Raw genomic sequence first — 26116 nt, forward strand, 5'->3', positions numbered from 1 at the left:
GCCGGGTCAGGACTCGGTGGCGGCCAGCTGGCCGCAGGCACCGTCGATCTCGCGGCCCCGCGTGTCCCGCACCGTCGTGGGGATGCCCTTGGCCTCGAGTCGGCGGACGAACTCGCGCTCGTCCGCCGGGTCGGACGCGGTCCACTTCGACCCCGGCGTGGGGTTGAGCGGGATCAGGTTGACGTGCACCCAGCCCCAGTCCCCCCGCGCACGCAGCACGTCGGCGAGCAGATCGGCACGCCATGCCTGGTCGTTGATGCCGCGCATCATGGCGTACTCGATCGAGACCCGGCGCCGGGTCACCTGCGCGTAGTTCCAGGCCGCGTCGACGGTCTCCGCGACTGAGAAGCGGGTGTTGATCGGCACCAGCTCGTTGCGCAGCTCGTCGTCGGGCGCATGCAGGCTCAGCGCCAGCGTGACCGGGATGCCCTCGTCGGCCAGCTGGAGCATCCGAGGCACCAGGCCGACGGTGGAGACGGTGACGCCCCGGGCACTCATGCCGAGGCCGTCGGGGCCGGGGTCGGTCAGACGGCGTACGGCGCCGATCACGGCCTTGTAGTTGGCCAGCGGCTCACCCATGCCCATGAACACCACGTTGGAGACCCGGCCCGGGCCACCCGGGACCTCGCCGCGTGCCAGCGCGCGAGCGCCGGCGACGACCTGCTCGACGACCTCGGCGGTCGACATGTTGCGCTGCAGGCCACCCTGGCCGGTCGCGCAGAAGGGGCAGGCCATGCCGCAGCCGGCCTGGCTCGAGACGCACACGGTGGCGCGGTCGGGGTAGCGCATGAGCACGGACTCGACCAGCGCCCCGTCGAAGAGCTTCCACAGCGTCTTGCGGGTGGTGCCGCGGTCGGCCTCCATCACGCGCAGCGGCGTCATCAGCTCGGGCAGCAGCCCCGCGACGAGCTCGTCGCGCTGCGCCGCGGGCAGGTCCGTCATCTCGGCCGGGTCGTCGACCAGCCGGGAGAAGTAGTGCGTCGACAGCTGCCGGGCCCGGAAGCCGGGGAGGCCCAGCTCCACGAGCCGGTCCTTGCGCTCCTCGGGGGTGAGGTCGGCGAGGTGCCGCGGCGGCTTCTTGCGGCCGCGCGGCTCGTCGAAGACGAGAGGAAGGCTGGTGCGCTCGGACATCGGGGTCGATTCTCCCACTCGTCCGCCCCGCCGGACGATTCGTCGGTCGGGCGGGCAGTCAGCCCTCGTAGGTGATCATGTACCAGAGCACGAGCGCGGCCACTCCCCCGACGACCAGGGCGGTGGTGACCACCCCGATCAGCATGTAGATCCCGAACCTCCGGGTGCGGGGAGCGACCACCAGACCGAGCGGCACGGCCAGGGTGACCAGCACGAACGGGAAGAGGCCCTCGGCGGTCTCGTCGTCGACGAGCAGGTGCAGCAGGCCGATGAAGAGGCCCGGCACCACGACCACGAAGACCAGGCCGGTGAAGAAGCCGGAGAGCGCCGTGAACGTCGGGTGGTCGCGGTGCCACCAGTCGGGCGGACGCTCCTCCCGCCGGTCGGCGGAGGCGGGCTCGGGAGCCTGGTCCTGGTCGGTCGACATCGTCACGATGCTACGTCGGCCCCGGCCCCGGCCGTCGCAGCCGTGCCGGTCATGGACACAGATCTCCCGGGCGGCCCGGCCCGGTGGCGCACGAGCGGTCAGGTGTAGACGAGGTAGTGCAGGAGCAGCCAGATCGGGGCGATGGTGGCAAGCAGCGAGTCGAGCCGGTCCATGAGCCCACCGTGGCCGGGGATCACCTGGCTCATGTCCTTGATGCCGAGATCCCGCTTGATGACCGACTCGCACAGGTCACCGAGCGTCGCCATCACGACCGCGATGGCGCCGAGCAGCAGCCCGACCCACCAGTCGCCGTCGAGCAGGAAGACGACGAGTGCCCATCCCGCGGCGAGGCAGAAGACGATCGAGCCCGCGAAGCCCTCCCAGGACTTCTTGGGCGAGATCACCGGCGCCATCGGGTGCTTGCCGAAGAGCACGCCGGCGACGTACCCGCCGATGTCGGAGGCGATCGTGACGAGGACGAACGCGATGATCCCCTGGACCCCCGGGTCGTCGAGGCCGCCGCCGTTGCGGTCCGGCCCCTCCGCGAGCAGCAGCGCCACGAACGAGCCGAGGAACGGCACGTAGACCAGGCTGAACACCGCGGCGGTGGCGTTCTGGACGTAGCCGTCCACCCCGCGTCGCAGCAACCACAGCATCGTGACGAGCGCCGTCACCGCGGTCGCCGTCACCAGCGCGGGCGCGCCCCAGGCATAGGCGACGACCACCATGACGACGCCGCCGAGCATGAGCGGCTGCTCGGGGATGTCGATGTCCTTCGCGAGCAGCCCGCGATGCAGCTCCCAGACCGCGACCACGACGGCGGCCGCGACGATGAACATGAACGCCGGCTTCCAGAAGACCAGCGACACGGCGATCGCCGCGAGCAGGACGATCGCGGAGGCGAAGGCCGCGCGCAGGTCACGCCCGGCGCGGCCGTGGTCCTTCTTCGGTGGCGCCGGGGTCGAGGGGTCGCTCATGTGAGTCCCGGGCCGCTCAGACCTCGAGCAGCTCGGACTCCTTGTTCTTGAGCATCTCGTCGATGGAGTCGGTGTGCTTCTTGGTCATGCCGTCGAGCCGCTTCTCGGCCCCGGTCACGTCGTCCTTGCCGACCTCGCCGTCCTTCTCGAGCTTCTCGAGGCTCTGCTTGGCCGTGCGACGCAGGTTGCGGACCGCGACCCGGCCGTCCTCGGCCTTGGCGCGCGCGACCTTGATGAACTCCTTGCGGCGCTCCTCGGTGAGCTCGGGGAACACGCAGCGGATGACCTTGCCGTCGTCGGCCGGGTTGACGCCGAGGTCGGACTCCCGGATCGCCTTCTCGATGGCCTGCATGGCGCCCTGGTCGTACGGCTGGATCAGGATGACCCGGGCCTCGGGGGCGGTGAACGACGCGAGCTGCTGCAACGGCGTCGGGGTGCCGTAGTAGTCGGCGACGAGCTTGTTGAACATGCTCGGGTGGGCGCGGCCGGCCCGGATCGCCGCGAACTCCTCGCGCGTCGCCTCGACCGACTTGTCCATCTTGCCGTCGGCCTCGTTGAGGATGTCGTTGATCACGGCTGCTCCTGATTCGTTGCTGTCCGGTGCTGCACGATGGTGCTGCTCGGGTCGACGCGGTCAGCCCGCGCTGACGAGCGTGCCAATCTTCTCACCCTGCACGACCCGCAGGATGTTGCCCTCGGGCTCCATGCCGAAGACGACCATCGGCAGCTTGTTCTCCCCGCAGAGCGCGAACGCCGTCTGGTCCATGATCCTCAGGCCCCGGGCGATGGCCTCGCCGTACGTGAGCTCGTCGAACTTCGTCGCGGTCGGATCCACGTGCGGGTCGGCGGAGTAGACGCCGTCGACGCCGCTCTTGGCGACCAGCACCACGTCGCACTTGCTCTCCAGCGCGCGCTGGACGGCGACCGTGTCGGTGGAGAAGAACGGCATGCCCATGCCGGCTCCGAAGATCACGACCCGGCCCTTCTCCATGTGCCGGATGGCGCGCCGCGGGACGTAGGGCTCCGCGACCTGGCCCATCGTGATCGCGGTCTGCACGCGGGTCTCCACGCCCAGCTTCTCGAGGAAGTCCTGGAGCGCGAGGCAGTTCATGACGATGCCGAGCATGCCCATGTAGTCGGCGCGCACGCGGTCCATGCCGCGCAACTGGAGCTCGGCGCCGCGGAAGAAGTTGCCGCCACCGGTCACGACCGCGATCTGCACGCCGGCGTCCACGACGGCGGCGATCTCACGGGCGACCTTCTGCACGACGTCGGGGTCGACGCCGACCTTGCCGCCGCCGAAGACCTCGCCCGAGAGCTTCAGCAGGACTCGCTTGTAACCGGTCACGGGCGGCTCCTTCGGGGTCCGGCGGAGACGACGAAGGCCGGTCCGATGATCAGTCCTGCTGTCATCGCACCGGCCTCCTCGTCGTACGTGTGGCTGTGAACCTAGTCCATCATCCCGCCTGGCGAGCTATGCGCCGACCTCGAAGCGGGCGAAGCGCTTGACCTTCGTGTCGGCGGCGTCGAGGACCTGCTTGACGGACTTCTTGGCCTCGAAGACCGACTCCTGGTCGAGCAGGACGATCTCCTTGAAGAAGGCGTTGATGCGGCCCTCGACGATCTTGGCGACCGCCGCCTCGGGCTTGCCCTCCTCGAGCGTCTTCTTGGTCAGCACGTCCTTCTCGGCCGCCACGATGTCGGCGGGGACCTCGTCGCTGGTGAGGTACTGCGCCTTCAGCGCGGCGGCCTGCTGGGCCGCCTGCTTCGCCGCAGCCTCGTCGCCCTCGAACTCGACGAGGACGCCGAGCGACGGGGGCAGGTCCGAGGCCTTCTTGTGGAGGTAGACCGTGGTGGTGCCGCCGAAGTAGGCGACCTCACCGAGCTCGATCTTCTCGCCGATGGTGCGGGCAAGCTCCTCGACGGTCTCGCCGACCGTCTTGTCACCGAGCGAGACGGCCTTGAGTGCCTCGGCGTCGCCGACCTCGTGGGCGTCGGCCGCGTCCGCGATCTGCTGCGCCGCCGTGATGAAGGCGTCGTTCTTGGCGACGAAGTCGGTCTCGGCCTTGAGACTGATCAGCGCGTTGCCGGAGGCCGCGACCAGGCCGGCGGAGGCCTCGCGCTCGGCGGCGCGGGCGGCGGCCTTGGCCGCGCCCTTGACGCGGAGCAGCTCGACCGCCTTGTCGAAGTCGCCGTCGGTCTCGTCGAGCGCCTTCTTGCAGTCCATCATGCCGGCCTGCGTGAGCTCACGGAGCTTCTTGACATCGGCAGCGGTGTAAGCCATGTGTCTTCCTCTTCGAGTACGTCGGGTTCGGGCGGTGCTCAGGCCTGGGCGTCGGACGCCTCGGCGGGCGCCTCGGCGGGCGCCACGGCGGGCGCCACGGCCTCGGTCGCCTCGGCGGCCTCGGCGGCCTCGGACGCAGCACCGGTCGCCTCTGCGGCCGGCGTCTCCGCGGTCGCGTCTCCGGTCGCCTCGGCGGCGGCCTGCTCGGCCTCGCCACCCAGGAGCTCGCGCTCCCACTCCGGCAGCGGCTCCTCGGCGCCGACCGCCTCGGTGCCCTCCGACGGCTTGGCGCCCGAGCGTGCGATCAGGCCCTCGGCGACGGCGTCCGCGATCACGCGGGTCAGCAGGCCGACCGCGCGGATCGCGTCGTCGTTGCCCGGGATCGGGTAGTCGACGAGGTCCGGGTCGCAGTTGGAGTCCAGGATGCCGATGATCGGGATCCGGAGCTTGCGGGCCTCCTCGACGGCGAGGTGCTCCTTGTTGGTGTCGACGATCCAGACCGCGGACGGCGTACGACCCATCTCGCGGATACCACCGAGGGACTTGTTCAGCTTGTCCCGCTCGCGGCGCATCTGGAGCAGCTCCTTCTTCGTGCGGCTGCTGCCGGCCACGTCGTCGAAGTCGATCTCGTCGAGCTCCTTGAGGCGGTTGATCCGCTGGTGCACCGTCTGGAAGTTGGTGAGCATGCCGCCGAGCCAGCGCTGGTTGACGTAGGGCATGCCCACGCGGGTCGCCTGCTCGGCGATCGCCTCCTGGGCCTGCTTCTTGGTGCCGACGAACATCACGGTGCCGCCCTTGGCGACGGTCTCCTTGACGAAGGCGTAGGAGCGGTCGATGTAGGACAGCGACTGCTGGAGGTCGATGATGTAGATGCCGTTGCGCTCGGTCATGATGAAGCGCTTCATCTTCGGGTTCCAGCGCCGGGTCTGGTGTCCGAAGTGCACGCCGCTCTCGAGAAGCTGGCGCATGGTCACGACTGCCATGTGAATCTCCTGGTGTGTGGAGCCCGCGCCTGCTGCGCCCGACCTTGAGGCAGGTGGGCCGGCGCGTGCTCTCGTTGGTTTTCAGTTGCTGCCTCGGGCGGATGCCCTCGGCCCTGACGCCTGCGCGCGACCCGACCTTCCCCCACTGTGGAGAGTCGGACTGAGGGTCGTCGCCCACGGGTGATCGGATCCTCGGAGTGCCAGGGCCCGTCGTGGTCTGCGGACGTGCGAAGTCAACCCATGCGGGTTGCGCCCACCAGAGTAGTCGACCGCGGTGGCTCCCGACCAATCGCGACCGTCGGCCCGCCCACCGTCCACAGCGACCGTTCCGGCACCTTCCTCCACAGCCTCGGCGGCGGAGCGGACGCATCGTCCCCGGCCCCGGGCAGCCTCGACCCATGACACCACGCCGCACGCTCGTCGGCCTGCTCCTCGTCCCGGTCCTCGCCGCGCTCGGCCTCGCGTCGCCGGCGTCCGGCGCGACCGATCCCGTCGGGGTCTGGCCGCTGGTCCCCGAGCCCACCGTGGAGCGCGGCTTCGATCCGCCGATCGATCCGTGGGGAGCCGGGCACCGTGGCGTCGACCTCCTCGGCCACCAGGGGCAGCGCGTCCGCTCGGCACTGCCGGGCCGGGTCTCGTGGGCGGGGGTGCTCGCCGGTCGGGGGGTGGTCGTCGTCGACCACGGCGCGACCCGCACGACCTACGAGCCGGTCGCCGCCACGGTCGAGGTCGGCGACCCCGTGGCCGCGGGCGACCCGATCGCGACGCTCGAGTCCGTCGGCTCGCACTGCGCCCCGCGCGCCTGCCTGCACTGGGGTTGGATCCGGGGAGGCGGGATCGAGGGTGAGACCTACCTGGACCCGCTGCGCCTGGTCGGTGCCGGGCCGGTGCGGCTGCTCCCGCTGTGGCGCGACGAGCCGACCGGGATCGCCCGGGCCTCGCCGCCCGTGGGCCAGATGCTCACGTCGTACGCCGGGTGGCGCTCGCCGATGGAGCTGTTCCTCGCCGGTTGACAGCGGGCTTGAGGACGGGCTATGCCCGCGGGTGCGCCTGCTGGTAGGCCCGCCGCAGTCGGTCGGTCGTGACGTGGGTGTAGAGCTGGGTGGTCGCGAGCGAGGCGTGACCGAGCAGCTCCTGGACCGAGCGCAGATCGGCGCCGCCTTCGAGCAGATGGGTGGCGGCGGTGTGCCGGAGACCGTGGGGACCGATGTCCGGGGCGCCGGGCACCGCCGCGATTCGCCGGTGGACCATGGCGCGCACCGCCCGCTGGTCGATCCGGCGACCCCGGGCGCCGAGGAAGAGCGCCGCCCCGGCCCCCTCGACGGCCAGCCGCGGCCGGCCCTGACGGGCCCAGAAGTCGAGCGCCCGCGCCGCGGGACGCCCGAACGGCACGGTCCGCTCCTTGCGCCCCTTGCCGAACACCCGGACGACGTTGCGCTCCCGGTCGACGTCGTCGACGTCCAGTCCGACGAGCTCGCCGACGCGGATGCCGGTCGCGTACAGCAGCTCGAGCATCGCGACGTCGCGCAGCCCCGTAGCGCTGCCGTCGTCGGCGTGCTCCGTCGCCGACCGGATCAGCTCGGCGGCCTCGTCGGCGCGCAGCACGGGCGGAAGCGTCTTGTGCGCCTTGGGCGACCGGAGGCTGGCGCCGACGTCGTGCGGGATCCGCCCGGTCCGGGCGAGCCAGGCCGTGAAGACCCGGGCCGCCGTCGCGCGCCGCGCGATCGTGGTGCGCGAGCGGCCCAGCGTCTGCTGCTTGGCCAGCCAGCTGCGCATCGTGCGCAGGTCGATGTCGCCGACCCCGGTGCCGCCCAGACGGGCGGCGTGCTCCAGCAGCCCGTGCACGTCCTTCACATAGGCCCTGACCGTGTGGGCGGTGAGGTCGCGCTCGACAGCGAGGTGGCGCTCGTAGTCGCCCAGGACGGCTGCCATCGGCTCCGGCAGCGCGTCGCCGACCGCCTCCTGCTCGCTCACGGCTCCACTCTAGGAACGACCGGTGCTCTCAGTCGTGAGCAAGCGCGGCGAGCCGCCAGCCGCCCTCGTCGCACTGGACCATGCCGCGCACCTCGAGCTCGAGGAGGGCGGCATGAGCGGCGTCCGTGCCCAGGCCGACGATCCGGGCCACCGAGGCCGAGGTGGCACCGCGGGCGACCGGCACCGCGTCGAGCACCAGCCGCTGGCGGTCGGTGAGAGTGTCCCGGGGCCGCTCACGCCCCCGCGGTGGGACCAGGAGGTGCTCCCCTGCGGCGCCGAGGACCTCGAGCACCTCGGCACCCGAGGTAACCAGCGTCGCCGCTCCGGTGCGGACCAGTTGGTGCACGCCGGCCGAGGTCGCGCTCGTGACCGGACCGGGCACTCCCATCAGCTGGCGGTTGAGACGGGTCGCCCAGTTGGCGGTGTTGAGGGCACCGCTGCGCAGCGCGGCCTCGACCACCACGGTGCCGCCGGTCAGCGCGGCGATGAGCCGGTTGCGCGTGAGGAACCGGACCCGCATCGCGGCGCCACCGGGCACCGTCTCGGAGATCACGGCACCTTCGACGGCCAGGTGCGCGAGCAGGTCGGCGTGTCGCTCCGGGTAGACCTTGTCGGCGCCGCAGGCCAGCACGGCGACCGTCGGCGCGTCGGCGGCGATCGCGCCTCGATGCGCGGCCTGGTCGATGCCGTAGGCCGCTCCGGACACGACGATGCGTCCGGCCCGCGCGATGTCGGCCGCGAGGCCGCGCGCGACGTCGTCGCCGTACGTGGTGGCCGAGCGGGATCCCACGACGGCGACCGCGCCGTCGAGCGCGTCGAGCCGCACCGGCCCGCGCACCCAGAGGCCGAGCGGCACCCCGCCGCGCTCCTGGACCGCCGGCGTCCGGGCCAGGTCGTCGAGGCCGGAGGGCCACTCGTCGTCGCCCGGCACGACGAACCGCAGACCTGACCGCGCGGCCCGGTCGAGCTCGCGCTCGGGGTCGACCCCGTCGACCCGCGGGCCCAGCACCGGATCGGCCGCGAGCCGGTCGCGCACCTCGACGGCGCCGAGCTCGCTCACGGCGTCGAGCAGGGACGCCTTGCCGGGCTCGGCGATCCGGCCGAGCACGACCCGGGCCATCCGGTCGGCGTCGACCGGGGCCTTCATGCGGGGTCCCCGGCGGGTTGTGCGCAGACCGAGCGCAGCGAGTGGAGCGTGCAACTGGTCGGGGTGCTCATGAGACCCGCTCGAGCATCTGGAGCAGCAGCGGCTCACCGGTGCGAAGACGCAGCGCGGTCTCGACCTCGTCGATCCCCGGGTGGTCCACGCGCCGCAGGTCGGCGATCGTCCACGCGAGCCGATGGACCCGGGTCGCGCCGCGTCGGCTCAACCGGCCGGCGTAGAGCTGGTCGTCGACGGCCCGCTGGCCGGCCTTGGTGAGCGGCCAGCGCTCGCGCAGCACGGGCCCGGGCGCGTGCCCGTTGAGGCGCCAGCTCTCCGGGGCGTAGCGCTCGGCCTGACGGGCCCGCGCCGCCACCACCCGGGCGCGCACCTGCGCGGACGACTCGGGCCGCTCCGTGTCGGCCACCGCGTCGCGCCTGCGCAGCGGCGGCAGGTGCCGCACGATGTCGACGCGGTCGGCGACCGGCCCGGTCACCTTGTTGCGGTAGTCGCGGCGCTGCACCTCCCGGCACGTGCACCGGTTGAGCCGGACGTCGCCGCTGAAGTCGCCGCAGGGACACGGGTTGCAGGCGAGCACGACCATGCCCCGAGCGGGGAGCGTCACCGACTCGTCGCGGCGGGCGACGGTCACGTCGCCGCTCTCCAGCGGCTGGCGCAGCGCCTCGATCACGTCGGAGCGGAAGAGCGGGAACTCGTCGAGGAAGAGCACGCCGCCGTGTGCCCGGCTCACCTCCCCCGGGCGCACGGCGCCCGACCCGCCACCGATGATGCTCGCCTTGCTGGCGTCGTGGTGCGGCGCCGAGAACGGCGGCCGGACCAGCATGCCGGCCGCCGGGTCGAGGGTGCCGGCCAGCGAGCAGATCGCGCTGAGCTCGAGCGACTCGTCCTGGGCGAGGTCGGGCAGGATGCCGGGGACGCGTTCGGCCAGGCTGGTCTTGCCGGAGCCCTTCGGTCCGGACAGGAGCAGGTGGTGACCGCCTGCGGCCGCGACCTCGACGGCGTACCGCGCGTCGTCGACGCCGAGCAGGTCGGCGAGGTCGAGCTCGTCGAGCCGCTCCTGACCTCGCCAGGCCAGCAGCGGTGCCCCGGACAACGGCGCGACCGGCGCCGCGTCCGGGACCTCCTCGTCGCGCAGCACCGCGACCACCTGGGCGAGCGACCGCACGCCGATGACGCTCATGTCGGGGACCATGGCCGCCTCCGCGGCCTGCGGCTCGGGCACGAACACGGCCCCGATGCCGCGTTCGGCCGCCGCCAGCACCATCGGCAGCACCCCGGCCACCGGGCGCAGGTTGCCGTCGAGGGTGAGCTCGCCGACGAACGCGGCGCTCGTGAGGGATCCGACCGGGATCGAGCCCGCGGCAGCGAGGACGGAGACGGCGACGGCGAGGTCGAAGTGGGTCCCGCTCTTCAACAGGTCGGCCGGCGAGAGCAGGATCGTGATCCGCCGCGTCCCCGGCCAGTCGAGGTGGCTGTTGATGATGGCCATGCGGCACCGGTCGCGCGCCTCGTTGATCGTGGTGTCGGCGCGGCCGACCATGGTCACCCCGACCTGTCCTGGCGAGACGTCCGTCTGCACGTCGATGAGGTGGCCCACCGCGCCGTGCAGCGAGACGGTGTGGGCGGTGGCGAACGGCATCAGCCGATCCCTCGCACGTGGTCGACCGTCGCCGGTCCGCGCCGCGGCCGCAGCACCGCGACGAGGTCGACCCGGACGTCAGGGACCGCCAGGCCCTGCGCCGCCTGCCACCGCGTCGCGAGTCGGAGCAGCCTGTCGAGCTTGGTGGCGCCGACCGCCTCGTGCGGGGTGCCGTAGTCGACGGTCGTGCGGGTCTTGACCTCGCAGACCACCAGCACGTCGCCCTCGCGCAGCACCAGGTCGATCTCCCCCGCCTCGCACCGCCAGTTGCGGTCGAGCACGACCATCCCCTGCTCCACCAGGTGTCGCTCGGCGAGCCGCTCGCCGTAGTCACCGAGCGCCCGCTGCCGCGTCGTCGTCGCCGATCCAGTCATGTCCGTGACCTCCTGACTGCCAGCGTGGCGGTAGGAGGGGACGATCGACGGCGTCGGGCGGGGCGGCTGTGGAGAACGCCGTCCGAGCACGTCCTGTGGACGGAGAGCGGCTCGTGAGCGGCGGGTCAGCTCTTGGGGAGGTCGATCTCCGTGGGGCTGAGCTCCTCGACGTTGACGTCCTTGAAGGTGAGGACCTTGACGTTCTTGGCGAAGCGGGCGGGCCGGTACATGTCCCACACCCACGCGTCGCTCATCGACACCTCGAAGAACACGTCCCCGGCCTCGGTGCGTGCCTTCACGTCCACCTGGTTGCACAGGTAGAAGCGGCGGTCGGTCTCGACGACGTACTTGAAGATGCCGACGACGTCGCGGTACTCCCGGTAGAGCGTCAGCTCCATCTCGGTCTCGTACTTCTCGAGGTCCTCCGCGCTCATGCTGTTCCGGGGTCCCAGCGGTTGCGTGCCTCCGCGCGAAGCGCTCCCGTCGCGCGCTTTCGTGGCGTGTTCACAGAGGCGACTCTATCCCCGCGGGCTCGAGGCCGAGCTCGCCCACGCCGGGCTCGAGGCCCGCGGCGCGCCGGACGTTGACGAAGCGCATCCGGTGGATCGGCGACGGCCCGTGCTCGGTGAGCGCCGCGGTGTGCACGTCGGTGATGTAGCCCTTGTGCGTCTTGAAGTCGTACGCCGGCCACTCGGCGTCGAGGTCGGTCATGATCCGGTCTCGGGTGACCTTGGCCAGCACCGACGCGGCCGCGATGCACGCGGCCACCCGGTCGCCCTTCCAGACGGCCAGCCCGGGCACGCCGAGCCCGTCGACGGGGAACCCGTCGGTGAGCACGTACGCCGGCGGCAGGTCCAGCAGGGCGACGGCGCGCCGCAGCGCCTCGACGTTCGCCACGTGCATGCCGAGCCGGTCGCACTCACCGTGGGAGATCACGACCACCGACCAGGCCAGGGCGCGCTTGACGACCTGCTCGTAGCAGCGCTCCCGTGCCTTCTCGGTGAGCAGCTTGGAGTCGGCGAGCCCCGGGACGATGCCCGCCTTGCCGGGCGGCAGGATCGCCGCGCCGGCGACCAGCGGACCCGCGCAGGCACCGCGGCCCGCCTCGTCGACGCCGGCGATGTGGTCGATGCCGTGCCGCCGGAGGGCACGCTCGTAGCCGTAGAGGCCGGCGTCCCTCCGGACGGTCGCGCCGCGGGGCAGCTCGCTCATCGGTCCAGCTCCGCCGAGGTCAACCGGCGTCCGGCACGTCCGCGAAGGTGTCGGGACGGTGCAGGACCTCGAAGCGATCGCTGGGCCACAGCAGCACGAAGACCTTGCCGACCACGTCGTCGGTCTCGACGTACGGGTTCTTCGTGCAGTCGGTCTGGTCGGGCTTGCACATGTGGAACGACGAGTCCGCCGAGTTGCTGCGGTTGTCGCCCATCACGAAGATCCGGCCGTCCGGGATCGGCCCGACCTCCCAGTCCTTGCTGCAGTCGTTGACCATCGGGCCGTAGCACTCCGCCCCGCCGAGCCGGGCGTAGTCCTCCTCGTTGAGCGGCTGTCCGTTGACCGTCAGCCGACCCTGGTCGTCGCAGCACTCGATGGTGTCGCCGGCGACGCCGATCACCCGCTTCACCAGGTGACCGCCCGTCGGATAGAGGCCGACCTTCGACAGCACCTTGGCGACGGGGCTCTCGGGTCCTGCGGCCTCCTCGCCGTTGAGCCAGCCACCCGGGTCCTTGAACACCACGACGTCACCGCGCTCGGGGCCGTCGAACCAGTACGACGGCTTCTCCACCAGGATCCGGTCGTTCTTCACCAGCCCGGGCTCCATGGACTCCGAGGGGATGTAGAACGCCTGCACGAACAGCGCCTTGATGAGGATCGCCAGCACCAGCGCGATGCCGAGCAGCAGGATCGTCTCCTGCCACACCGGCAGGTGCTTCTTCGACTTCCGGCGCCGTCTGGGCGTCCCGCCGGACTGTCCGCTGCCGTCGGGTGACTCCGCGTTCGTCGTGGGTTCATCCGTGGTGCTCATGCCCTCGCCATCGTGATCGTCGGAAGCCACGCCCCAGAGTAGACGTTGGCCCGAGACGCACGAAGACCGCGATCCCCGGCGGGATCGCGGTCCTCGGAAGTCACGGTCCGAGCGTAGGCGCTCAGGACTCGCGGCGCTCCTTGATCTTGGCCTTCTTGCCGCGCAGGTTGCGCAGGTAGTAGAGCTTCGCGCGGCGGACGTCACCGCGGGTGACGACCTCGATCTGCTCGAAGATCGGGGAGTTCAGCGGGAAGGTCCGCTCGACACCGACGCCGAAGGAGACCTTGCGGACGGTGAAGGTGCGACCGACGCCGGAGCCGTGGATGCGGATCACGACGCCCTGGAAGACCTGGATTCGGGACCGGTTGCCCTCGACGACCTTCACGTGCACCTTGACGGTGTCACCGGAGCGGAACTCCGGGAGGTCGGTGCGCTTGATCGCGCTGCCGAGATCGGCGATGACGTTGCTCATTGTCTCTCCTCGCGGGTGCCACAGGTCAGCCGCGGTACGGGGATGGTGATGCAGTTGGGTGATCCAGCCTCACCGGCCGGCGGCGCCGCGCTCCCCCTGTGGCAGGAGGCGGTGCGGACCCCCACAGGAGACTTCCTCCGGGCGATCCTTGTTTGGCCGGCTGGACCGAGGGTCAAGTCTGCCACAGGGCTCTCACCCCCGGGAAATCCGCTGGGTCACCTTCTTCGTCATCCGCACGACGCCCGGCTCGATCTCGCCGCGGAGGCGGTAGCCGGCCTTCTTGTACATCCGCTGGTTGCGGGTGCTGCCGGCGCCGGTGAAGAGCGAGTACGTCGTGGCCGCGGCTGGCGCCAGCGCCTCGATGCGCTCCAGGAGCGCGCGGCCGAGCCCGCGCCCGGCCAGGTCGGGCGCGACCATCAGCCGGCCGACCTCCCACGACTCGCCGTCGAGCGAGGCGCGCACCGCGCCGACCAGCCGGCCGGCGGCGCGGGCGACCAGCACCGTGTCGCGCACCAGCCACCCGCGGACGTCGTCGAGCGTCTCGTGCAGGGCGGGGATGCGCACGCCCGGGTTGTCGTGCTGCTCGGCCACCCAGCACGCGAGCTGCAGCACGAGCAGCTCACCGGCGTCGGCGGGGTCGACGGGCCGGATCTCGACGCCGTCCAGCAGGACCGACGCCGAGACGAGGTCCGGCCGCCGCTCCGCCGTACGCCGGACCGCCTGGTCGCGCCGCCACGCCGCGATCGCGGCGTGGTCGCCGGACAGCAGCACGGGCGGCACGTCGTGGCCCCGCCAGGTCGCGGGCTTGGTGTAGACGGGGTACTCCAGCAGGCCGTCCTCGTGCGACTCCTCCTCGAGCGAGGCGGCGTTGCCCATGAAGCCCGGCACGAGTCGCACGACGGCCTCGGTGATGGCGAGCGCGGCGACCTCTCCCCCGTTGAGGACGTAGTCGCCGAGCGAGACCTCGACGACCTCGGTGCGGGCGGCCGCCTCGTCGAGCACCCGCTGGTCGATGCCCTCGTAGCGGCCGCAGAGGAAGACCAGACGCTTTCGGGCGGCCAGGTCGCGTGCGAGCGCCTGGGTCAGCCGCCGACCCGACGGCGTCGGCACGACCACCGTGGCGCCCTCGATCACGAGGTGGTCGAGGGCCTCGCCCCAGGGCTCGGGCTTCATCACCATGCCGGCGCCGCCGCCGTACGGCGTGTCGTCGACGGTGCGGTGTCGGTCGTGGGTCCACCGCCGCAGGTCGTGGACCATCACGTCGATCAGGCCGCGCTCCCGCGCCTTGCCCGCGAGGGACAGCTCGAGCGGGGCGAGGTAGTCGGGGAAGATCGTGACGATGTCGATCTGCACTGGCTCGCTCGTCACTGGCTCACTCGTCCTCGGGAAGCGGCGACACCAGGCCGGGACGGTCGGCGATGACGACCCGCGCACCGACCAGGTCGACCTCCGGCACCAGTGCCTTGACGAAGGGCACCAGCGCGTCGCGACCGTCGCGGGTGCGCACGGTCAGCAGGTCCTGCGCGCCGCCGTGGACGAGCCCGCTGACCTCGCCGAGGTGCGCCCCGGCCTCGTCGTACGCCGCGAGCCCGACCAGCTGGTGGTCGTAGAACTCGTCGGGGTCCTCCGGCGACGCGTCGACCGGGATCTCGGCGTGCAGCAGGATGCCGCGCGCCGCCTCGGCGGCGTTGCGGTCGGGGATCTCCTCGAAGCGGATCAGCAGCGCCGACTGGTGCCACCTGGTGCCGGTCACGGTGAGTGAGCGCAGACCGGTCGCCGATCCGCGCGGTGCCTCGACCGCGAGCACCGACCCGGGCGCGAAGCGACGCTCGGGCTCGTCGGTGCGCACGTCGACGGTGACGTCGCCGCGGATGCCGTGCGGCTTGCCGATCCGGCCGACCAGGACGTCGATGGTCTCCGCGCCGCTCTCCACGGGGTTCAGCGTAGGGGCTGGGGGTCGAGGACGACGAAGCGGATGCCGCCACCCAAATGACGCTGACCCGCCCGAAACTTTCGGGCGGGTCAGCGTCGAGAAGCAGTCGTGCAGCGCGTCAGCGCCGGCGGTCGACGTCGACGAAGTCGATCCGCGCCCCGCCGCGGCCCGCGAGGGCGGACACGACGGTGCGGAACGCGGTGGCGGTGCGGCCGCCGCGGCCGATGACCTTGCCGAGGTCGTCGGGGTGCACCCGCACCTCGAGGATCGAGCCGCGACGCAGCTGCTTGTCCTGGACGCGCACGTCGTCGGGGTGGTCGACGACGCCGCGCACCAGGTGCTCGAGCGCCTCGGCGAGCATCGCGCTCAGTTGTCCGCCTCGGTCGGGTCGGTCGCCGGCTTCTCGGCGGCCTCCGCGGCCTCGGCGTCGGCGGTCGCGCCCTCGGGCGTCTCCGCGGCCGGGACCGGAGCGGCCTCCTCGGCGGGCGCCTCCTCGACCTTCTTGGTGGTCGACTTCTTCGCGGCGGCCTTCTTGGTCACGGCGTCGCCCTTGGGCTCGCTCGCGGCCTCCTTGAGCGCCTCGTTGAAGATCGCCAGCTTGTCCGGCTTCGACTCGGCGACCTTGAGGGTGCCCTCGGTGCCGGTGTAGCCCTTGAACTTCTGCCAGTCGCCGGTGATGGTCAGGATCTTGGCGACGGCGTCGGACGGCTGCGCGCCGACACCGAGCCAGTACGCGACCCGGTCGGAGACGACGTCGATGTACGACGGGCTCTCCTTGGGGTGGTACTTGCCGATCTCCTCGATCACCCTGCCGTCGCGCTTCTTGCGCGAGTCGACGACGACGATGCGGTACTGCGGCACCCGGACCTTGCCCAGGCGCTTCAAACGGATCTTGACGGCCACGTTTGTGGTGTCTCCTCGGAAGTTGTGTGTGGTGAGGGACCGCGGACCGGGTGGGGACCAGGAGCGGTGTCCTCGATGGGCTCTGCGTCGACCGGGTGAGAGGGTCCGGGCGCGCAGGACTCAGCGGCCAAGTCTGCCAGACCGGGCACGCCACGAGAAAATCGGGCACAGTCGACCTCATGAACACCCCACGAAGTCGCGGCCTTGCCCCGCTTCGCTCCTCCAGACCACGATTTCGCGGGGACCCCGAATGAGCCAGCCGCCGCCGTCGTACCCGACGCCGTCGGGCTATCCGCCGGCGCCGCCGCCGCGCCCCCAGAAGTATCGCCCGAGCTGGGCGTGGTTCCTGGTCGGGGGCGGCCTGATCGTCGTCGGCCTGGCCGCCGGCGTCGCGCTCTTCATCTGGACGCTCGCGGCGTTCTTCACCACCGACGCGAGCGTCCCGGCGGACGGCCAGCCGCACACCGTGACCGTGGACACCGACGGCGACCGGATGCTGTGGCGCGACGAGGACGTCTTCGACCCCGGGTGCCGGATCGTCGACACCGCGACCGGCGAGGAGATCCGCCTGCGGCCGGTCACCAGCCAGTTCAGCCGAGACACCGGCGACGGCGACCGGGTCGCGGCGTACCGCTTCGACCCGGGCTCGGGTGAGCTCGAGGTGACCTGCACCCTCCAGTCCGACGCGAGCGGCGACCCGGACTGGACGATGGGGTGGGGGAAGGTCGAGATCGGGCCGGCCCCGAGCGTGGGTGGCTTCGTCGGTGGGCTCGTCGCCACGATCGCGGTCCCGGCGCTCTTCGGCCTCTTCGGTCTCGCGACGCTGATCGTCACCGGGGTGCTGTGGGCCACCCGCCCGGCGCGCCCGAAATCCTGACATTGCGCCCCTGATCCTGTGATACTCCGTCGCGTGTCAGATGGCTCGGGGAACGCACGTCCGGTCGCGCTGATCATCGAGGACGACCAGGACACCGTCGACCTGCTCGAGGTCGTGCTGACGCAGGCCGGGTTCGCCGTTCTCAGCGCCGACAACGCCGCCGACGGCATCGCCCTGGCACAGGAGCACCGGCCGGTCCTCGCCACGATCGACGTGACGATGCCGGGGATGGACGGCCTGGAGGCGACGCGTCGCATCCGTGACTTCAGCGCGACGTACATCGTCATCATCAGCAGCCGCTCGCAGGAGACCGACATCCTCGCCGGCTTCGACGCGGGTGCCGACGACTACGTCCCGAAGCCGATCCGGCCGGTCGAGCTGCGGGCCCGCCTCGCGGCGGTCGCGCGGCGCCCGGCGGTCGAGGGCGCCGACGGTGCGCAGCAGCAGCCGCCGGCGGCCTGGGCGCCCGCGGCGGAGGACACCGCGCGCTCGGAGTTCCTGCGCCAGGTCGCCGCCGGCGCCCCCGTCACGGCCGACGTCGCCGACGAGGAGGACGCGGAGACCGGCAAGGACGGCCGCGAGGGCATGCTCGAGGTCGGCATGCGCTTCGTGGGCGGATGGGTGGAGTTCCGGGGCCTGCGGATCAACCCGGCGCGCGGCATCGTGGTCGTCGACGACCGGCTCGTCGACCTGCCACAGGACCAGGTCGACCTCCTCGAGGTGCTGATGTACGTCGGCAGCCGGACCCTCAGCGCCCGGCAGCTCGCGCTGCGGGTGCGTGGGGAGACCGAGGAGACCTCCACCACCCCGCACCGTCAGGACGAGCGCTGGATCGCGTGGCTGATGGACGGCCTGCGGGCCGGGATCAAGGACGACGGACCGCGGCCGCGCTGGTTCCAGGTGCTGCCGCGCGACAAGTACCGGCTGGTGCAGCCCGCCTCAGACGACGCGCCCGCGCAGGACGACGCAGGCGGGGCGTAGCAGGACGGACAGGTCCGTCAGCGGGTCGGCGTCGTAGACGACGAAGTCGGCCGGTGCCCCCTCGGTGAGCCCGGCGTTCCAGCCCAGCCACTCCCGGGCGCGCCAGGACGCGGCGCCCAGTGCGTACTCGCGCGGCAGCCCCATCGCGGCGAGGCCGATCACCTCGCCGGCCAGGTTGCCGTGCCGGCTGACGCCGCCGTTGTCGGAGCCGGCGTAGAGCGGCACACCCGCGTCGTACGCCGCCATCAGGGTGTCGCGGCGGTGCACGAAGAGGTCGGTCATGGTGCGGGCGTAGTCGGGGAACCGGCCCCGCGCGGCCCAGGCGTACTCGGGGAACTTCTCGGTCTGCATCACGGTCGGCACCAGCGCGACGCCGCGCTCCGCCATCAGCGCGAGGTGGCTCTCGTCGAGGCCGGTGCCGTGCTCGATGCAGTCGATGCCGGCCTCCAGCAGACCGGTGAGGACGTCGCGGCCGAAGCAGTGGGCGGTCACCTGCGCGCCGTGCTCGTGTGCGACCCGGATGGCGGCCGCGAAGTCCTCGGCCGGGAACGACGGCATCAGGTCGCCGTCCTCCCGTGAGATCCAGTCGCCCACCAGCTTGACCCAGCCGTCGCCGCGCCGGGCCTCCCGGGCGACGGTCGCCGTGAGGTCGCCCGGCTCGACCTCGTGGGCGTAGTTGCGCAGGTAGCGCCTGGTGCGCGCGATGTGGCGGCCGGCCCGGATCAGCCGAGGGAGGTCCTCCCGCTCCTGCACCCAGCGCGTGTCGACCGGTGAGCCGCAGTCGCGGATGAGGAGCGTGCCGCCGTCGCGGTCCTCGACCGCCTGCTGCTCGGTCTCCTCGTCGCTGATCGCACCCTCCTCGCCGAGCCCGAGGTGGCAGTGGGCGTCGACGAGCCCCGGGACGATCCAGCCGTCGACGGCGCGCTCGGCACCGGAGACCGGCTCGTAGGTGACCGTCCCCCCGACGACGTACAGCTCACGCCGCTCGCCGTCGGGGAGCACCGGTCCGGAGAACTTCAGCGCGGGAGCGGTCATGCTCCCGGACGCTACCGGTGTCGGTGGTCACCGTGCCCGTGCCCGTGCCCGTGCCCGTGGTGAGGGTGCCCGTGGTGGTGGCCGGTCCGGGTGCGCAGGCCGAACCCGTAGCGGTAGAGCGGGTCGTAGTCGGCGTCGCCGATGTTGATCGGCTCCTGCTCGACGGTGCGCGGCCAGGTGACGGGCAGCTCGCCGGTGAAGGGACGCCTGCCGAACAGCACGTCGGCCACGCCGTCGCCCTCGCTGCCCGGCAGCCAGGACGCGACGAGCGCATCGGTCTGCGCGAGCAGGTCCGCCGGGATCTCCAGCGGGCGGCCCGAGACCACCAGCACGGTGCACGACGCCGCGGCGGCGCAGACGGTCTCGACGGCCTGCGTGTCGGCGGCGCTGAGCCTCATGGTCTGCGCGGGGCGCGGGACGCCGGCGTCACCCGGGTCGTAGGCCCACTGCGGGCCGCCGACGTCGCCGAAGCCCTCGGCGTACGGCGTCTCGCCCACGACCACGATCCCCTCCGCGTCGGACGGCACCGGGGCGCTGGCGTCCTGGCTGAAGACGACGTCGCCACGGGTGGCGTCCTCGATGCCGTCGACGATCGTGTCGCCCGGGATGACGTTCGTCGAGCCACCCTGCCAGGTGAGCGTCCAGCCGCCGGCCTGGTTGCCGATGTTGTCGGCGTTGGAGCCGGCGACGTACACGTCGTCGTGCTTGCGCAGCGGCAGCGTGCGGTGCCGGTTGCGCAGCAGCACCTGGCTCTCGGCCACGGCCTGGCGAGCGACGGCGCGGTGCGCACGGCTGCCGACGTCGTCGAGGTGGCGCCGGTCGGTGAACGGGTGCTCGAAGAGACCGAGGTCGAACTTGGCCCTCAGGATCCGGGCGACGGCGTCGTCGATGCGGCTCATCGGGACCTCGCCGTCGTCGACGAGGTCGGTCAGGGTCGGGATGAACTCGTCCCAGCCGGTCGGGTTGTTCGGTGCCTGGATCGGCTCCATGAACATGTCGACGCCGGCGAGCACCGACGCCCTCACCTGGTCGCGGTAGGTGCCGGGCAGCTGTCGGATCGCCCGCCAGTCCGAGATGACGAAGCCCCGGAAGCGCTGCTGCTCCTTGAGCCACCCCGTGATCAGCTCCTCGCTGGCGTGCATCTTGACCGGGTTGCCCAGGCCGTCCTCGGTCCAGTCGACGCTGGAGAAGGACGGCATCACGGAGCCGACGCCGTGCTTCCTGATCGCGGGCACGTACGGCGCGAGTGCGAGCTCGGCGAAGTCGTCGCGGGACACCTCGCTGATGCCCTGGTCGATCGGGTAGGCGCCGGTACCGGCCTTCGACTCGTCGTACGTCGTGAGGCCGTCGCCCGCGAAGTGCTTCGCCGACGCGAGCACCCGGTCGGAGTCGTCGAGCTGGCCGCGCCGGCCCTGGAGGCCGTCGATGATCGTCTCCATCGAGGCCACCAGCCTGGGGCTCTCCCCGAAGCTCTCGTACGTGCGGCCCCAGCGGTCGTCGCGGGCGACGCAGATGCACGGCGCGAAGGCCCACTGCGGTCCGGACGCCCGGGTCTCCTCGGCCACGATGTGACCGATGCGCTCGACGAGCCTCGGATCGCGGGTCGCGCCCAGGCCGATGTTGTGGGGGAAGACCGTCGCGCCGTGGAGGTTGGCGTGGCCGTGGACCGAGTCGACGCCGTAGATGAGCGGGATGCCGAGCCGGGTGTCGAGCGCCGCCGCCTGGTAGCGGTCGACCATGTCGGCCCATGCCTCGGGCGTGTTGGGGTCGGGCACGGACCCGCCGCCGGACAGCACGCTGCCGAGCAGGTTGTCGGTGACGAGCGACGGGTCCGCGTCGACGTCGATCCGCTCCGCCTGGGTCATCTGACCGATCTTCTCGGCGAGCGTCATCCGGCCGAGCAGGTCGGCGACGCGGGCGGAGGTGCGCAGCGACCGGTCCTGGTAGGGCAGCGTCTCGTCCCCGGCGGCGGGGGCGAGGGGCTGGAGCAACGCGACGGCGAGCGCACCGCCCGCGAGAGCGGCGAGCGCGGCGCGGCGTCGCCGAGGGGAGCGTGGGGACATGGGACCTCTCCTTGCCGAGACCAAGGGGTGATGGAGGTCACGCTAGGAACGGCGCTTCGTCCGGGTCAATGCGTAAAGAAGCGCAGAACGCCGCTTGTTTGTTCACTTCCCGGATGAACTCTCCTAGGCTGCGGGGATGGTCACCGTGGGCGCGCTCGAGCGGCTGCGCGAGACTCATCGCCGGGCGATCACGGGGCTGCTCGCCAGCGAGGGACCGATGAGCCGGGCGGACCTCGCCCGCGGCACCGGGCTCTCGCGCACCACGATCTCCAGCCTGGTCGGCGACCTGATCGGGACCGGCCACATCGTCGAGACCGCCGACCGCGGCCGTCCGCACAAGGGCGGGAGCGGCCGGCCGCCCCACCTGGTCGCGCTGAGCACTCCCCACGGCGTGGTCGCCGGCGTCGACATCGGGCACGGGCACATCCGCGTCGCGGTCGCCGACCGTGCGGGCCTGGTGCTCGCCGAGGAGAGTGCGTCGCTCGACGTCGACACCCACGGCACCGACGCGCTCGACCGTGCCGCCCGGATGGTCCGCGGTGGGCTGGCCACCGCCGGCGTCGACCGCACCGAGCTGCTCGGAGCCGGGATGTGCGTGCCCGCCCCGCTCGACCGCCGCTCGGCGCGGATCCGCACGGGGATCATGCCCGGCTGGCGGCACCTCTCCCCCGCCGACGAGCTGCGCCGCCGGCTCGACGTCGCGGTCTTCGCCGACAACGACGCCAACCTCGGCGCTCTCGCGGAGCTGGGCGGCGGCGCCGCCCGGGGCGCCGCCGACGTGGTCTACGTGAAGCTCGCCAGCGGCCTCGGCGCCGGGATCGTCCTCGGCGGCCGGCTGCACCGCGGCACCAGCGGCATCGCCGGCGAGATCGGCCACGTCCAGGTCGGCGAGGACGGCCTGGTCTGCCGGTGCGGCAACCGCGGCTGCCTCGAGACGGTCGTCGCCGCGCCCCGCCTGCTGGCGCTCCTGCAGCCGGCGTACGACGAGGAGCTGTCGGTCGACAGCGTGCTCGAGCTCGACGCGGCGGACGATGCCGGGGTGCGGCGGGTGCTCGACGACGCCGGCCGCGCGGTCGGTCGCGCCCTCGCCGACCTGTGCAACGGGCTCAACCCGGAGGCCGTGGTGCTCGGGGGCTCGCTCGGCAGGTCGGCGTCGCTGGCGGCCGGCGTGCGCTCGGCCATCGACCGCTACGCCCAGCCCGACGCCGCCGGCGCGGTGCGGGTCGTCCCCGGCGAGCTCGGCGACCGCGCCGAGGTCGTCGGCGCGGTGTCGCTGGCGATCGCGCGGGTGGCGGTGGGCCAGGGCGTGGGCTAGCCGACTCACTCCAGGGGCTCGCACGCTGCGCGACCCCTTGGAACAACTCGTCTAGGCGGCAACCAGGTCGGGCGCGGACGCCGAGGGTGCGAGCGCAGCGCGGAGCATCCGCTGGGCGGCGGCGACCAGGGTGAGCGCCAGGGCCATCGCCGAGACGGTCACCGCGAACGCGGCCGTGTAGCCGTGGTGGTCGGCCAGCCGGCCGGCGATCGTCGAGCCGACGGCGTACCCGAGGCCGGTGGCGCTGGCGAGCACGGTCATCGCCGTGGCCACCCGCGCCGGCGAGACGACGCGCTCGGCGAGGGTGAAGACGCCGATCATGAACGGCGCGACGGCGCACCCGAGCACGGCCACGACCGCGACGAGCGCCGGCAGGCCGTCGACCAGCAGCAGCGGGAGCGAGAGCACGAGGAGCGCACCGGCGGCGACGAGGATGCGCCGCTCCGGGCCGAAGCGGTCGGGGATGAACGCGGTCGCGATGCCGGCGACCGCACTGCCCAGACCGAGCGTGGCGTGCACGAGACCGGCCACGCCGGGCTGGCCGGCCTCGGTCGCGAGCACGGTGGTGCCGGTCTGGGTGGCGCCGAAGAGCGTGCCGATGAGCAGCTGGGCGGCGACGAGCACCAGCAGCACCGGGGTGAGGAGACGGCCGGTCGGCAGCGCGATGCCGTCGCCGTGGCCGGTCGCGGCCGTGCGGTGCAGCGCGAACGCCGTGCCGAAGACCGCCAGCATGCCCGCGGCGAGCAGCAGCGCACCGCCGGGCGAGATCGCGACCACGCCGACGCCGACGAGGGCCGGGCCGACGGCGAACGACGCCTCGTCGGCGGCGCCCTCGTAGGAGAACGCCACGTCGACGAGACGGCGCTGCTGCGATCCGGTGCGCGCCGTGATCGGCCGCCAGCGCACGCGCGCGAGCGGGCCGACCTGGGGCATCGTGAGGCCCGCGAGGGCGGCGACGCCGACGACCGCGGCGTCCGGTGCGCCGGTGTGCACGAGCCCGACGAGCAGCGTGAGCGACGCGGCGCCGGCGAGCGACTGGACGAGCACCACGTGGCGCTGGCCCAGGCGGTCGGCGAGCGAGCCGGCGAACGGAGCCCCGACCGCGTTGGCGACCGCGAGCGCGCCGGCGGACAGTCCGCCGAGGCCGTAGCTGCCGGTCGCACCGGCGACGAGGAGGAGGGTGCCGAGCTGGCTCATCGCCAGTGGGAGCCGGGCGACGAACGCGACGACGACGTACGGCGTGCCCGCGAGCTCGAAGAGCCGTCGGTAGGAGGCGAGGGGTGACACGGGGTGGGCCTTTCGGGTGCGTCGATACGACGCGCCGAACCCACCTCCAAGACGCGTGAAACCCTGAGCTGGCTCCATCCTACGGCTCCGTCGTCGCCGGTGCCCATTCGTCGGGACGGCTCAGAGCTGGTCGAGCAACCAGCTCGGGCCCAGCGCCTGGGCGCCCGCGCCACCGACCCGCGCCTGGAGGAGCCGGTCGGCCGTCACGACCACGACCCGGTCGCCGCGCTGCGCCGCGGCCTGCGCCTCGGCGACGATCGTGTCGTCGCCCTCGCCCCGCGCGTGCACGGTGCGCACGTGTCCGTCGCGCCCGGCCCTCACCCCGCCCTTGGCCTGCCCCTCGAGCACCAGCACGATCTCGTCGTACGCCGTGTCGGCGACCAGCAGCGACTCGTGGAGGCGCCGCGCCGCACCGGCGCGGTCCTTCCACCAGCCGTCCGGGCGGCTGCCGACGACGTTCGCGGCATCGACGACCAGGACCTGGGTCATGGGGCGAGACTAGCCGTCTGCTCGGGCTGCTTGTTTCATCAAGGGATGTGGTCGAACCTGCGCGGGGGCGGAGCGCCGACGGTTCGCCATCACCCCTTGGGGAACCCACGCTTCCCTCGCCGAGTTGGCCCAGGGAGGCGCAGGCCCGCCTTCATCCCTTGATGAAGCGACACCCGGCGAGCGGCTGGATCACTTGAGGTACTTCGAGAAGTCCTTCGGCAGGTCCAGCGCCGCGGCGGCCTTCTCGTAGTCCATCGGCTCCTCGCCGGCGGGCGTGCCGAAGGGGTTGCCGCCGCCGCTGGCCGACTTCTCCTTCTGCGCCGCGGCCTGCTGCGCGGCCTTGGCGGGGTTGCCGGAGACCCGCTTGCCCTTGCCCTTCTTGGGCTGCTGCTTCGACCTGCCACGCTTGCCGCCCGCGCCGGGCATGCCCGGCATGCCGGGCATCCCGGGGATCCCTCCGCCGCGCGCCATCGACTGCATCATCTTGCGCGCCTCGAAGAAGCGGTCGACGAGCTGGTTGACGTCGGAGACCTGGCGGCCCGAGCCCTTGGCGATGCGCGCGCGCCGGGAGCCGTCGATGAGCTTGGGGTTGGCGCGCTCCGCCGGCGTCATCGACTGGATGATCGCCTGGATGCGGTCGATCTCGCGCTCGTCGAAGTTCTCCAGCTGGTCGCGGAACTGGCCCATCCCGGGGAGCATCCCCATGATCTTCGACATGGAGCCGAGCTTGCGGACCTGCTGCATCTGCTCGAGGAAGTCGTCGAGGGTGAACTCCCCGCCCTGACCGGTGAGCTTGGCGGCGGCCGCGGCCGCCTGCTCGGCGTCGAAGGCCTTCTCGGCCTGCTCGATGAGCGTCATCACGTCGCCCATGTCGAGGATCCGCGAGGCCATCCGGTCGGGGTGGAAGAGGTCGAAGTCGGTCATCTTCTCGCCGTTGGAGGCGAACATGACCGGCTTGCCGGTGATCGACGCGATCGAGAGCGCGGCGCCACCGCGGGCGTCGCCGTCGAGCTTGGTCAGCACGACGGCGTCGTAGCCGACCCCGTCGAGGAACGCCTGCGCCGTGGTCACGGCGTCCTGACCGATCATCGCGTCGACGACGAAGAGCACCTCGTCGGGCTGGACCGCGTCGCGGATGTCGGCGGCCTGCTTCATCATCTCGGCATCGACGCCGAGGCGGCCGGCGGTGTCGACGATGACGACGTCGTGGAGGGTCCGCTTGGCCTCCTCGACCGCGTCGCGCGCGACCCGCACCGGGTCTCCGACGCCATTGCCGGGCTCCGGCGCGAAGACCTTGACGCCGACGCGCTCACCGTTGACCTGGAGCTGGTTGACGGCGTTGGGACGCTGCAGGTCGGCGGCGACGAGCAGCGGGCTCCTGCCCTGCTCCTTGAGCCACAGGGCGAGCTTGGCGGCCAGCGTCGTCTTGCCGGCGCCCTGGAGGCCGGCGAGCATGAGCACGGTCGGACCGGACTTGGCGAATCGCAGCCGGCGCGTCTCGCCGCCGAGGATCGCGACGAGCTCCTCGTCGACGATCTTGACGACCTGCTGCGCGGGGTTCAGCGCCTGGCTGACCTCCTCGCCGCGCGCCCGCTCCTTGACCGCGCCGACGAACTCCTTGACCACCGGCAGCGCGACGTCGGCCTCGAGCAGGGCGATCCGGATCTCGCGCGCGGTCGCGTCGATGTCGGCCTCGGAGAGCCGACCCTTGCCCCGGAGGTTCTTGAAGGTGTCGGCGAGGCGGTCGGAGAGTGTGGCGAACAAGATCGTCCCTCGGCAGTCGTACG

The 26116-nt window shown here is 72.3% G+C and carries 28 protein-coding genes; 4 read left to right on the plus strand and 24 right to left on the minus strand.

Annotation, left to right across the window (positions count from 1 at the left end; translation table 11 throughout):
- Window positions 1-6: 6 nt before the first annotated feature.
- The 7 genes from rlmN to rpsB form a co-directional block, all read right to left on the minus strand.
- On the minus strand, window positions 7-1131 hold the full coding sequence (gene rlmN / locus PZ894_RS04410) for a 23S rRNA (adenine(2503)-C(2))-methyltransferase RlmN (RefSeq protein ID WP_275742826.1): 1125 nt from the start codon (window positions 1129-1131) through the stop codon (window positions 7-9).
- A gap of 58 nt (window positions 1132-1189) precedes the next feature.
- Window positions 1190-1558, minus strand: coding sequence for a hypothetical protein (locus PZ894_RS04415; RefSeq protein WP_275742828.1), 369 nt, complete (start codon window positions 1556-1558; stop codon window positions 1190-1192).
- Between the two features lie 98 nt (window positions 1559-1656).
- On the minus strand, window positions 1657-2535 hold the full coding sequence (locus PZ894_RS04420; protein WP_275742830.1) for a phosphatidate cytidylyltransferase: 879 nt from the start codon (window positions 2533-2535) through the stop codon (window positions 1657-1659).
- A 16-nt stretch (window positions 2536-2551) separates the two neighbouring features.
- The gene (frr, locus tag PZ894_RS04425) at window positions 2552-3106 is read right to left on the minus strand and encodes a ribosome recycling factor (protein WP_275743029.1); all 555 of its coding nucleotides are present in this window, start codon (window positions 3104-3106) and stop codon (window positions 2552-2554) included.
- Between the two features lie 63 nt (window positions 3107-3169).
- Window positions 3170-3883: a UMP kinase gene (gene pyrH, locus PZ894_RS04430; RefSeq protein WP_275742831.1), complete on the minus strand. Its 714-nt coding sequence runs from the start codon at window positions 3881-3883 to the stop codon at window positions 3170-3172.
- A gap of 126 nt (window positions 3884-4009) precedes the next feature.
- Complete coding sequence (gene tsf, locus PZ894_RS04435; RefSeq protein WP_275742833.1) at window positions 4010-4819, minus strand: translation elongation factor Ts; 810 nt, start codon at window positions 4817-4819, stop codon at window positions 4010-4012.
- Between the two features lie 38 nt (window positions 4820-4857).
- Window positions 4858-5802, minus strand: a complete 945-nt coding sequence (rpsB, locus tag PZ894_RS04440) for a 30S ribosomal protein S2 (RefSeq protein WP_275742835.1) — start codon at window positions 5800-5802, stop codon at window positions 4858-4860.
- A 398-nt stretch (window positions 5803-6200) separates the two neighbouring features.
- On the opposite strand from rpsB, the gene PZ894_RS04445 reads away from it, so the two are divergent.
- Window positions 6201-6815 (plus strand): M23 family metallopeptidase, encoded by a 615-nt coding sequence (locus PZ894_RS04445; protein ID WP_275742837.1) that lies wholly within the window; start codon window positions 6201-6203, stop codon window positions 6813-6815.
- A gap of 19 nt (window positions 6816-6834) precedes the next feature.
- Here PZ894_RS04445 and PZ894_RS04450 read toward each other — a convergent pair whose 3' ends face one another.
- The 12 genes from PZ894_RS04450 to rpsP form a co-directional block, all read right to left on the minus strand.
- Window positions 6835-7734, minus strand: a complete 900-nt coding sequence (locus PZ894_RS04450) for a tyrosine recombinase XerC (RefSeq protein ID WP_275743031.1) — start codon at window positions 7732-7734, stop codon at window positions 6835-6837.
- Between the two features lie 70 nt (window positions 7735-7804).
- Window positions 7805-8923 carry a DNA-processing protein DprA gene (dprA, locus tag PZ894_RS04455; protein ID WP_275742839.1) on the minus strand — a complete coding sequence of 373 codons (1119 nt, stop codon included), beginning with the start codon at window positions 8921-8923 and terminating at the stop codon, window positions 7805-7807.
- A gap of 67 nt (window positions 8924-8990) precedes the next feature.
- Window positions 8991-10577 (minus strand): YifB family Mg chelatase-like AAA ATPase, encoded by a 1587-nt coding sequence (locus PZ894_RS04460; protein WP_275742841.1) that lies wholly within the window; start codon window positions 10575-10577, stop codon window positions 8991-8993.
- Window positions 10577-10951: a YraN family protein gene (locus tag PZ894_RS04465; protein ID WP_275742843.1), complete on the minus strand. Its 375-nt coding sequence runs from the start codon at window positions 10949-10951 to the stop codon at window positions 10577-10579. Before PZ894_RS04465 ends, PZ894_RS04460 begins: the two co-directional genes overlap by 1 nt.
- A gap of 125 nt (window positions 10952-11076) precedes the next feature.
- Window positions 11077-11385, minus strand: a complete 309-nt coding sequence (locus tag PZ894_RS04470) for a DUF2469 domain-containing protein (RefSeq protein ID WP_056149176.1) — start codon at window positions 11383-11385, stop codon at window positions 11077-11079.
- A gap of 70 nt (window positions 11386-11455) precedes the next feature.
- Window positions 11456-12163 (minus strand): ribonuclease HII, encoded by a 708-nt coding sequence (locus PZ894_RS04475; protein ID WP_275742850.1) that lies wholly within the window; start codon window positions 12161-12163, stop codon window positions 11456-11458.
- Between the two features lie 19 nt (window positions 12164-12182).
- A complete protein-coding gene (gene lepB, locus PZ894_RS04480; protein ID WP_275742851.1) occupies window positions 12183-12974 on the minus strand; it encodes a signal peptidase I in 792 nt (263 codons plus the stop codon).
- Window positions 12975-13095: 121 nt separating this feature from the next.
- Window positions 13096-13446: a 50S ribosomal protein L19 gene (rplS, locus tag PZ894_RS04485; RefSeq protein ID WP_275742853.1), complete on the minus strand. Its 351-nt coding sequence runs from the start codon at window positions 13444-13446 to the stop codon at window positions 13096-13098.
- A gap of 192 nt (window positions 13447-13638) precedes the next feature.
- A complete protein-coding gene (trmD, locus tag PZ894_RS04490; RefSeq protein WP_275742854.1) occupies window positions 13639-14814 on the minus strand; it encodes a tRNA (guanosine(37)-N1)-methyltransferase TrmD in 1176 nt (391 codons plus the stop codon).
- Between the two features lie 4 nt (window positions 14815-14818).
- A complete protein-coding gene (rimM, locus tag PZ894_RS04495; protein WP_275742856.1) occupies window positions 14819-15379 on the minus strand; it encodes a ribosome maturation factor RimM in 561 nt (186 codons plus the stop codon).
- A 118-nt stretch (window positions 15380-15497) separates the two neighbouring features.
- Complete coding sequence (locus tag PZ894_RS04500) at window positions 15498-15740, minus strand: RNA-binding protein (protein WP_275742858.1); 243 nt, start codon at window positions 15738-15740, stop codon at window positions 15498-15500.
- A 5-nt stretch (window positions 15741-15745) separates the two neighbouring features.
- Window positions 15746-16282, minus strand: a complete 537-nt coding sequence (rpsP, locus tag PZ894_RS04505) for a 30S ribosomal protein S16 (protein ID WP_275742860.1) — start codon at window positions 16280-16282, stop codon at window positions 15746-15748.
- Between the two features lie 250 nt (window positions 16283-16532).
- Here rpsP and PZ894_RS04510 point away from each other — a divergent pair, with 250 nt between their 5' ends.
- Together PZ894_RS04510 and PZ894_RS04515 are read left to right on the plus strand one after the other, a co-directional pair.
- A complete protein-coding gene (locus PZ894_RS04510) occupies window positions 16533-17159 on the plus strand; it encodes a hypothetical protein (RefSeq protein ID WP_275742862.1) in 627 nt (208 codons plus the stop codon).
- 33 nt (window positions 17160-17192) lie between these two features.
- Window positions 17193-18140, plus strand: coding sequence for a response regulator (locus PZ894_RS04515; RefSeq protein ID WP_275742864.1), 948 nt, complete (start codon window positions 17193-17195; stop codon window positions 18138-18140).
- On the opposite strand, the gene PZ894_RS04520 is transcribed toward PZ894_RS04515, so the two are convergent.
- Together PZ894_RS04520 and PZ894_RS04525 are read right to left on the minus strand one after the other, a co-directional pair.
- Window positions 18099-19175 (minus strand): amidohydrolase family protein, encoded by a 1077-nt coding sequence (locus PZ894_RS04520; protein WP_275742866.1) that lies wholly within the window; start codon window positions 19173-19175, stop codon window positions 18099-18101. The two genes, PZ894_RS04515 and PZ894_RS04520, sit on opposite strands and share 42 nt — an antisense overlap.
- An 11-nt stretch (window positions 19176-19186) precedes the next feature.
- A complete protein-coding gene (locus tag PZ894_RS04525) occupies window positions 19187-21238 on the minus strand; it encodes a glycoside hydrolase family 3 protein (RefSeq protein ID WP_275742868.1) in 2052 nt (683 codons plus the stop codon).
- A 136-nt stretch (window positions 21239-21374) separates the two neighbouring features.
- On the opposite strand from PZ894_RS04525, the gene PZ894_RS04530 reads away from it, so the two are divergent.
- Window positions 21375-22553 (plus strand): ROK family transcriptional regulator, encoded by a 1179-nt coding sequence (locus PZ894_RS04530; RefSeq protein WP_275742870.1) that lies wholly within the window; start codon window positions 21375-21377, stop codon window positions 22551-22553.
- 51 nt (window positions 22554-22604) lie between these two features.
- Here the strand turns inward: PZ894_RS04530 and PZ894_RS04535 are convergent, their stop codons facing one another.
- The 3 genes from PZ894_RS04535 to ffh all read right to left on the minus strand — a co-directional run bounded on the left by PZ894_RS04535 (window position 22605) and on the right by ffh (window position 26093).
- Window positions 22605-23840 carry an MFS transporter gene (locus PZ894_RS04535; RefSeq protein ID WP_275742872.1) on the minus strand — a complete coding sequence of 412 codons (1236 nt, stop codon included), beginning with the start codon at window positions 23838-23840 and terminating at the stop codon, window positions 22605-22607.
- Window positions 23841-23960: 120 nt separating this feature from the next.
- Window positions 23961-24329, minus strand: coding sequence for an NYN domain-containing protein (locus PZ894_RS04540; protein WP_275742873.1), 369 nt, complete (start codon window positions 24327-24329; stop codon window positions 23961-23963).
- Between the two features lie 189 nt (window positions 24330-24518).
- Window positions 24519-26093: a signal recognition particle protein gene (gene ffh, locus PZ894_RS04545; protein WP_275742875.1), complete on the minus strand. Its 1575-nt coding sequence runs from the start codon at window positions 26091-26093 to the stop codon at window positions 24519-24521.
- Window positions 26094-26116: the final 23 nt, after the last annotated feature.

The sequence above is a fragment of the Nocardioides sp. YIM 152315 genome, from assembly GCF_029210375.1.
In the GTDB taxonomy this organism is placed as follows: domain Bacteria; phylum Actinomycetota; class Actinomycetes; order Propionibacteriales; family Nocardioidaceae; genus Nocardioides.

What these genes read in the sequence shown, in the direction of transcription:
- rlmN (WP_275742826.1), bottom strand. Translation starts at nt 1,131, where the DNA reads ATGTCCGAGCGCACCAGCCTTCCTCTCGTCTTCGACGAGCCGCGCGGC.
- PZ894_RS04415 (WP_275742828.1), bottom strand. Translation starts at nt 1,558, where the DNA reads ATGTCGACCGACCAGGACCAGGCTCCCGAGCCCGCCTCCGCCGACCGG.
- PZ894_RS04420 (WP_275742830.1), bottom strand. Translation starts at nt 2,535, where the DNA reads ATGAGCGACCCCTCGACCCCGGCGCCACCGAAGAAGGACCACGGCCGC.
- tsf (WP_275742833.1), bottom strand. Translation starts at nt 4,819, where the DNA reads ATGGCTTACACCGCTGCCGATGTCAAGAAGCTCCGTGAGCTCACGCAG.
- rpsB (WP_275742835.1), bottom strand. Translation starts at nt 5,802, where the DNA reads ATGGCAGTCGTGACCATGCGCCAGCTTCTCGAGAGCGGCGTGCACTTC.
- PZ894_RS04445 (WP_275742837.1), top strand. Translation starts at nt 6,201, where the DNA reads ATGACACCACGCCGCACGCTCGTCGGCCTGCTCCTCGTCCCGGTCCTC.
- PZ894_RS04450 (WP_275743031.1), bottom strand. Translation starts at nt 7,734, where the DNA reads ATGGCAGCCGTCCTGGGCGACTACGAGCGCCACCTCGCTGTCGAGCGC.
- dprA (WP_275742839.1), bottom strand. Translation starts at nt 8,923, where the DNA reads ATGAAGGCCCCGGTCGACGCCGACCGGATGGCCCGGGTCGTGCTCGGC.
- PZ894_RS04460 (WP_275742841.1), bottom strand. Translation starts at nt 10,577, where the DNA reads ATGCCGTTCGCCACCGCCCACACCGTCTCGCTGCACGGCGCGGTGGGC.
- PZ894_RS04465 (WP_275742843.1), bottom strand. Translation starts at nt 10,951, where the DNA reads ATGACTGGATCGGCGACGACGACGCGGCAGCGGGCGCTCGGTGACTAC.
- PZ894_RS04470 (WP_056149176.1), bottom strand. Translation starts at nt 11,385, where the DNA reads ATGAGCGCGGAGGACCTCGAGAAGTACGAGACCGAGATGGAGCTGACG.
- PZ894_RS04475 (WP_275742850.1), bottom strand. Translation starts at nt 12,163, where the DNA reads ATGAGCGAGCTGCCCCGCGGCGCGACCGTCCGGAGGGACGCCGGCCTC.
- lepB (WP_275742851.1), bottom strand. Translation starts at nt 12,974, where the DNA reads ATGAGCACCACGGATGAACCCACGACGAACGCGGAGTCACCCGACGGC.
- rplS (WP_275742853.1), bottom strand. Translation starts at nt 13,446, where the DNA reads ATGAGCAACGTCATCGCCGATCTCGGCAGCGCGATCAAGCGCACCGAC.
- PZ894_RS04500 (WP_275742858.1), bottom strand. Translation starts at nt 15,740, where the DNA reads ATGCTCGCCGAGGCGCTCGAGCACCTGGTGCGCGGCGTCGTCGACCAC.
- PZ894_RS04510 (WP_275742862.1), top strand. Translation starts at nt 16,533, where the DNA reads ATGAGCCAGCCGCCGCCGTCGTACCCGACGCCGTCGGGCTATCCGCCG.
- PZ894_RS04520 (WP_275742866.1), bottom strand. Translation starts at nt 19,175, where the DNA reads ATGACCGCTCCCGCGCTGAAGTTCTCCGGACCGGTGCTCCCCGACGGC.
- PZ894_RS04525 (WP_275742868.1), bottom strand. Translation starts at nt 21,238, where the DNA reads ATGTCCCCACGCTCCCCTCGGCGACGCCGCGCCGCGCTCGCCGCTCTC.
- PZ894_RS04530 (WP_275742870.1), top strand. Translation starts at nt 21,375, where the DNA reads ATGGTCACCGTGGGCGCGCTCGAGCGGCTGCGCGAGACTCATCGCCGG.
- PZ894_RS04540 (WP_275742873.1), bottom strand. Translation starts at nt 24,329, where the DNA reads ATGACCCAGGTCCTGGTCGTCGATGCCGCGAACGTCGTCGGCAGCCGC.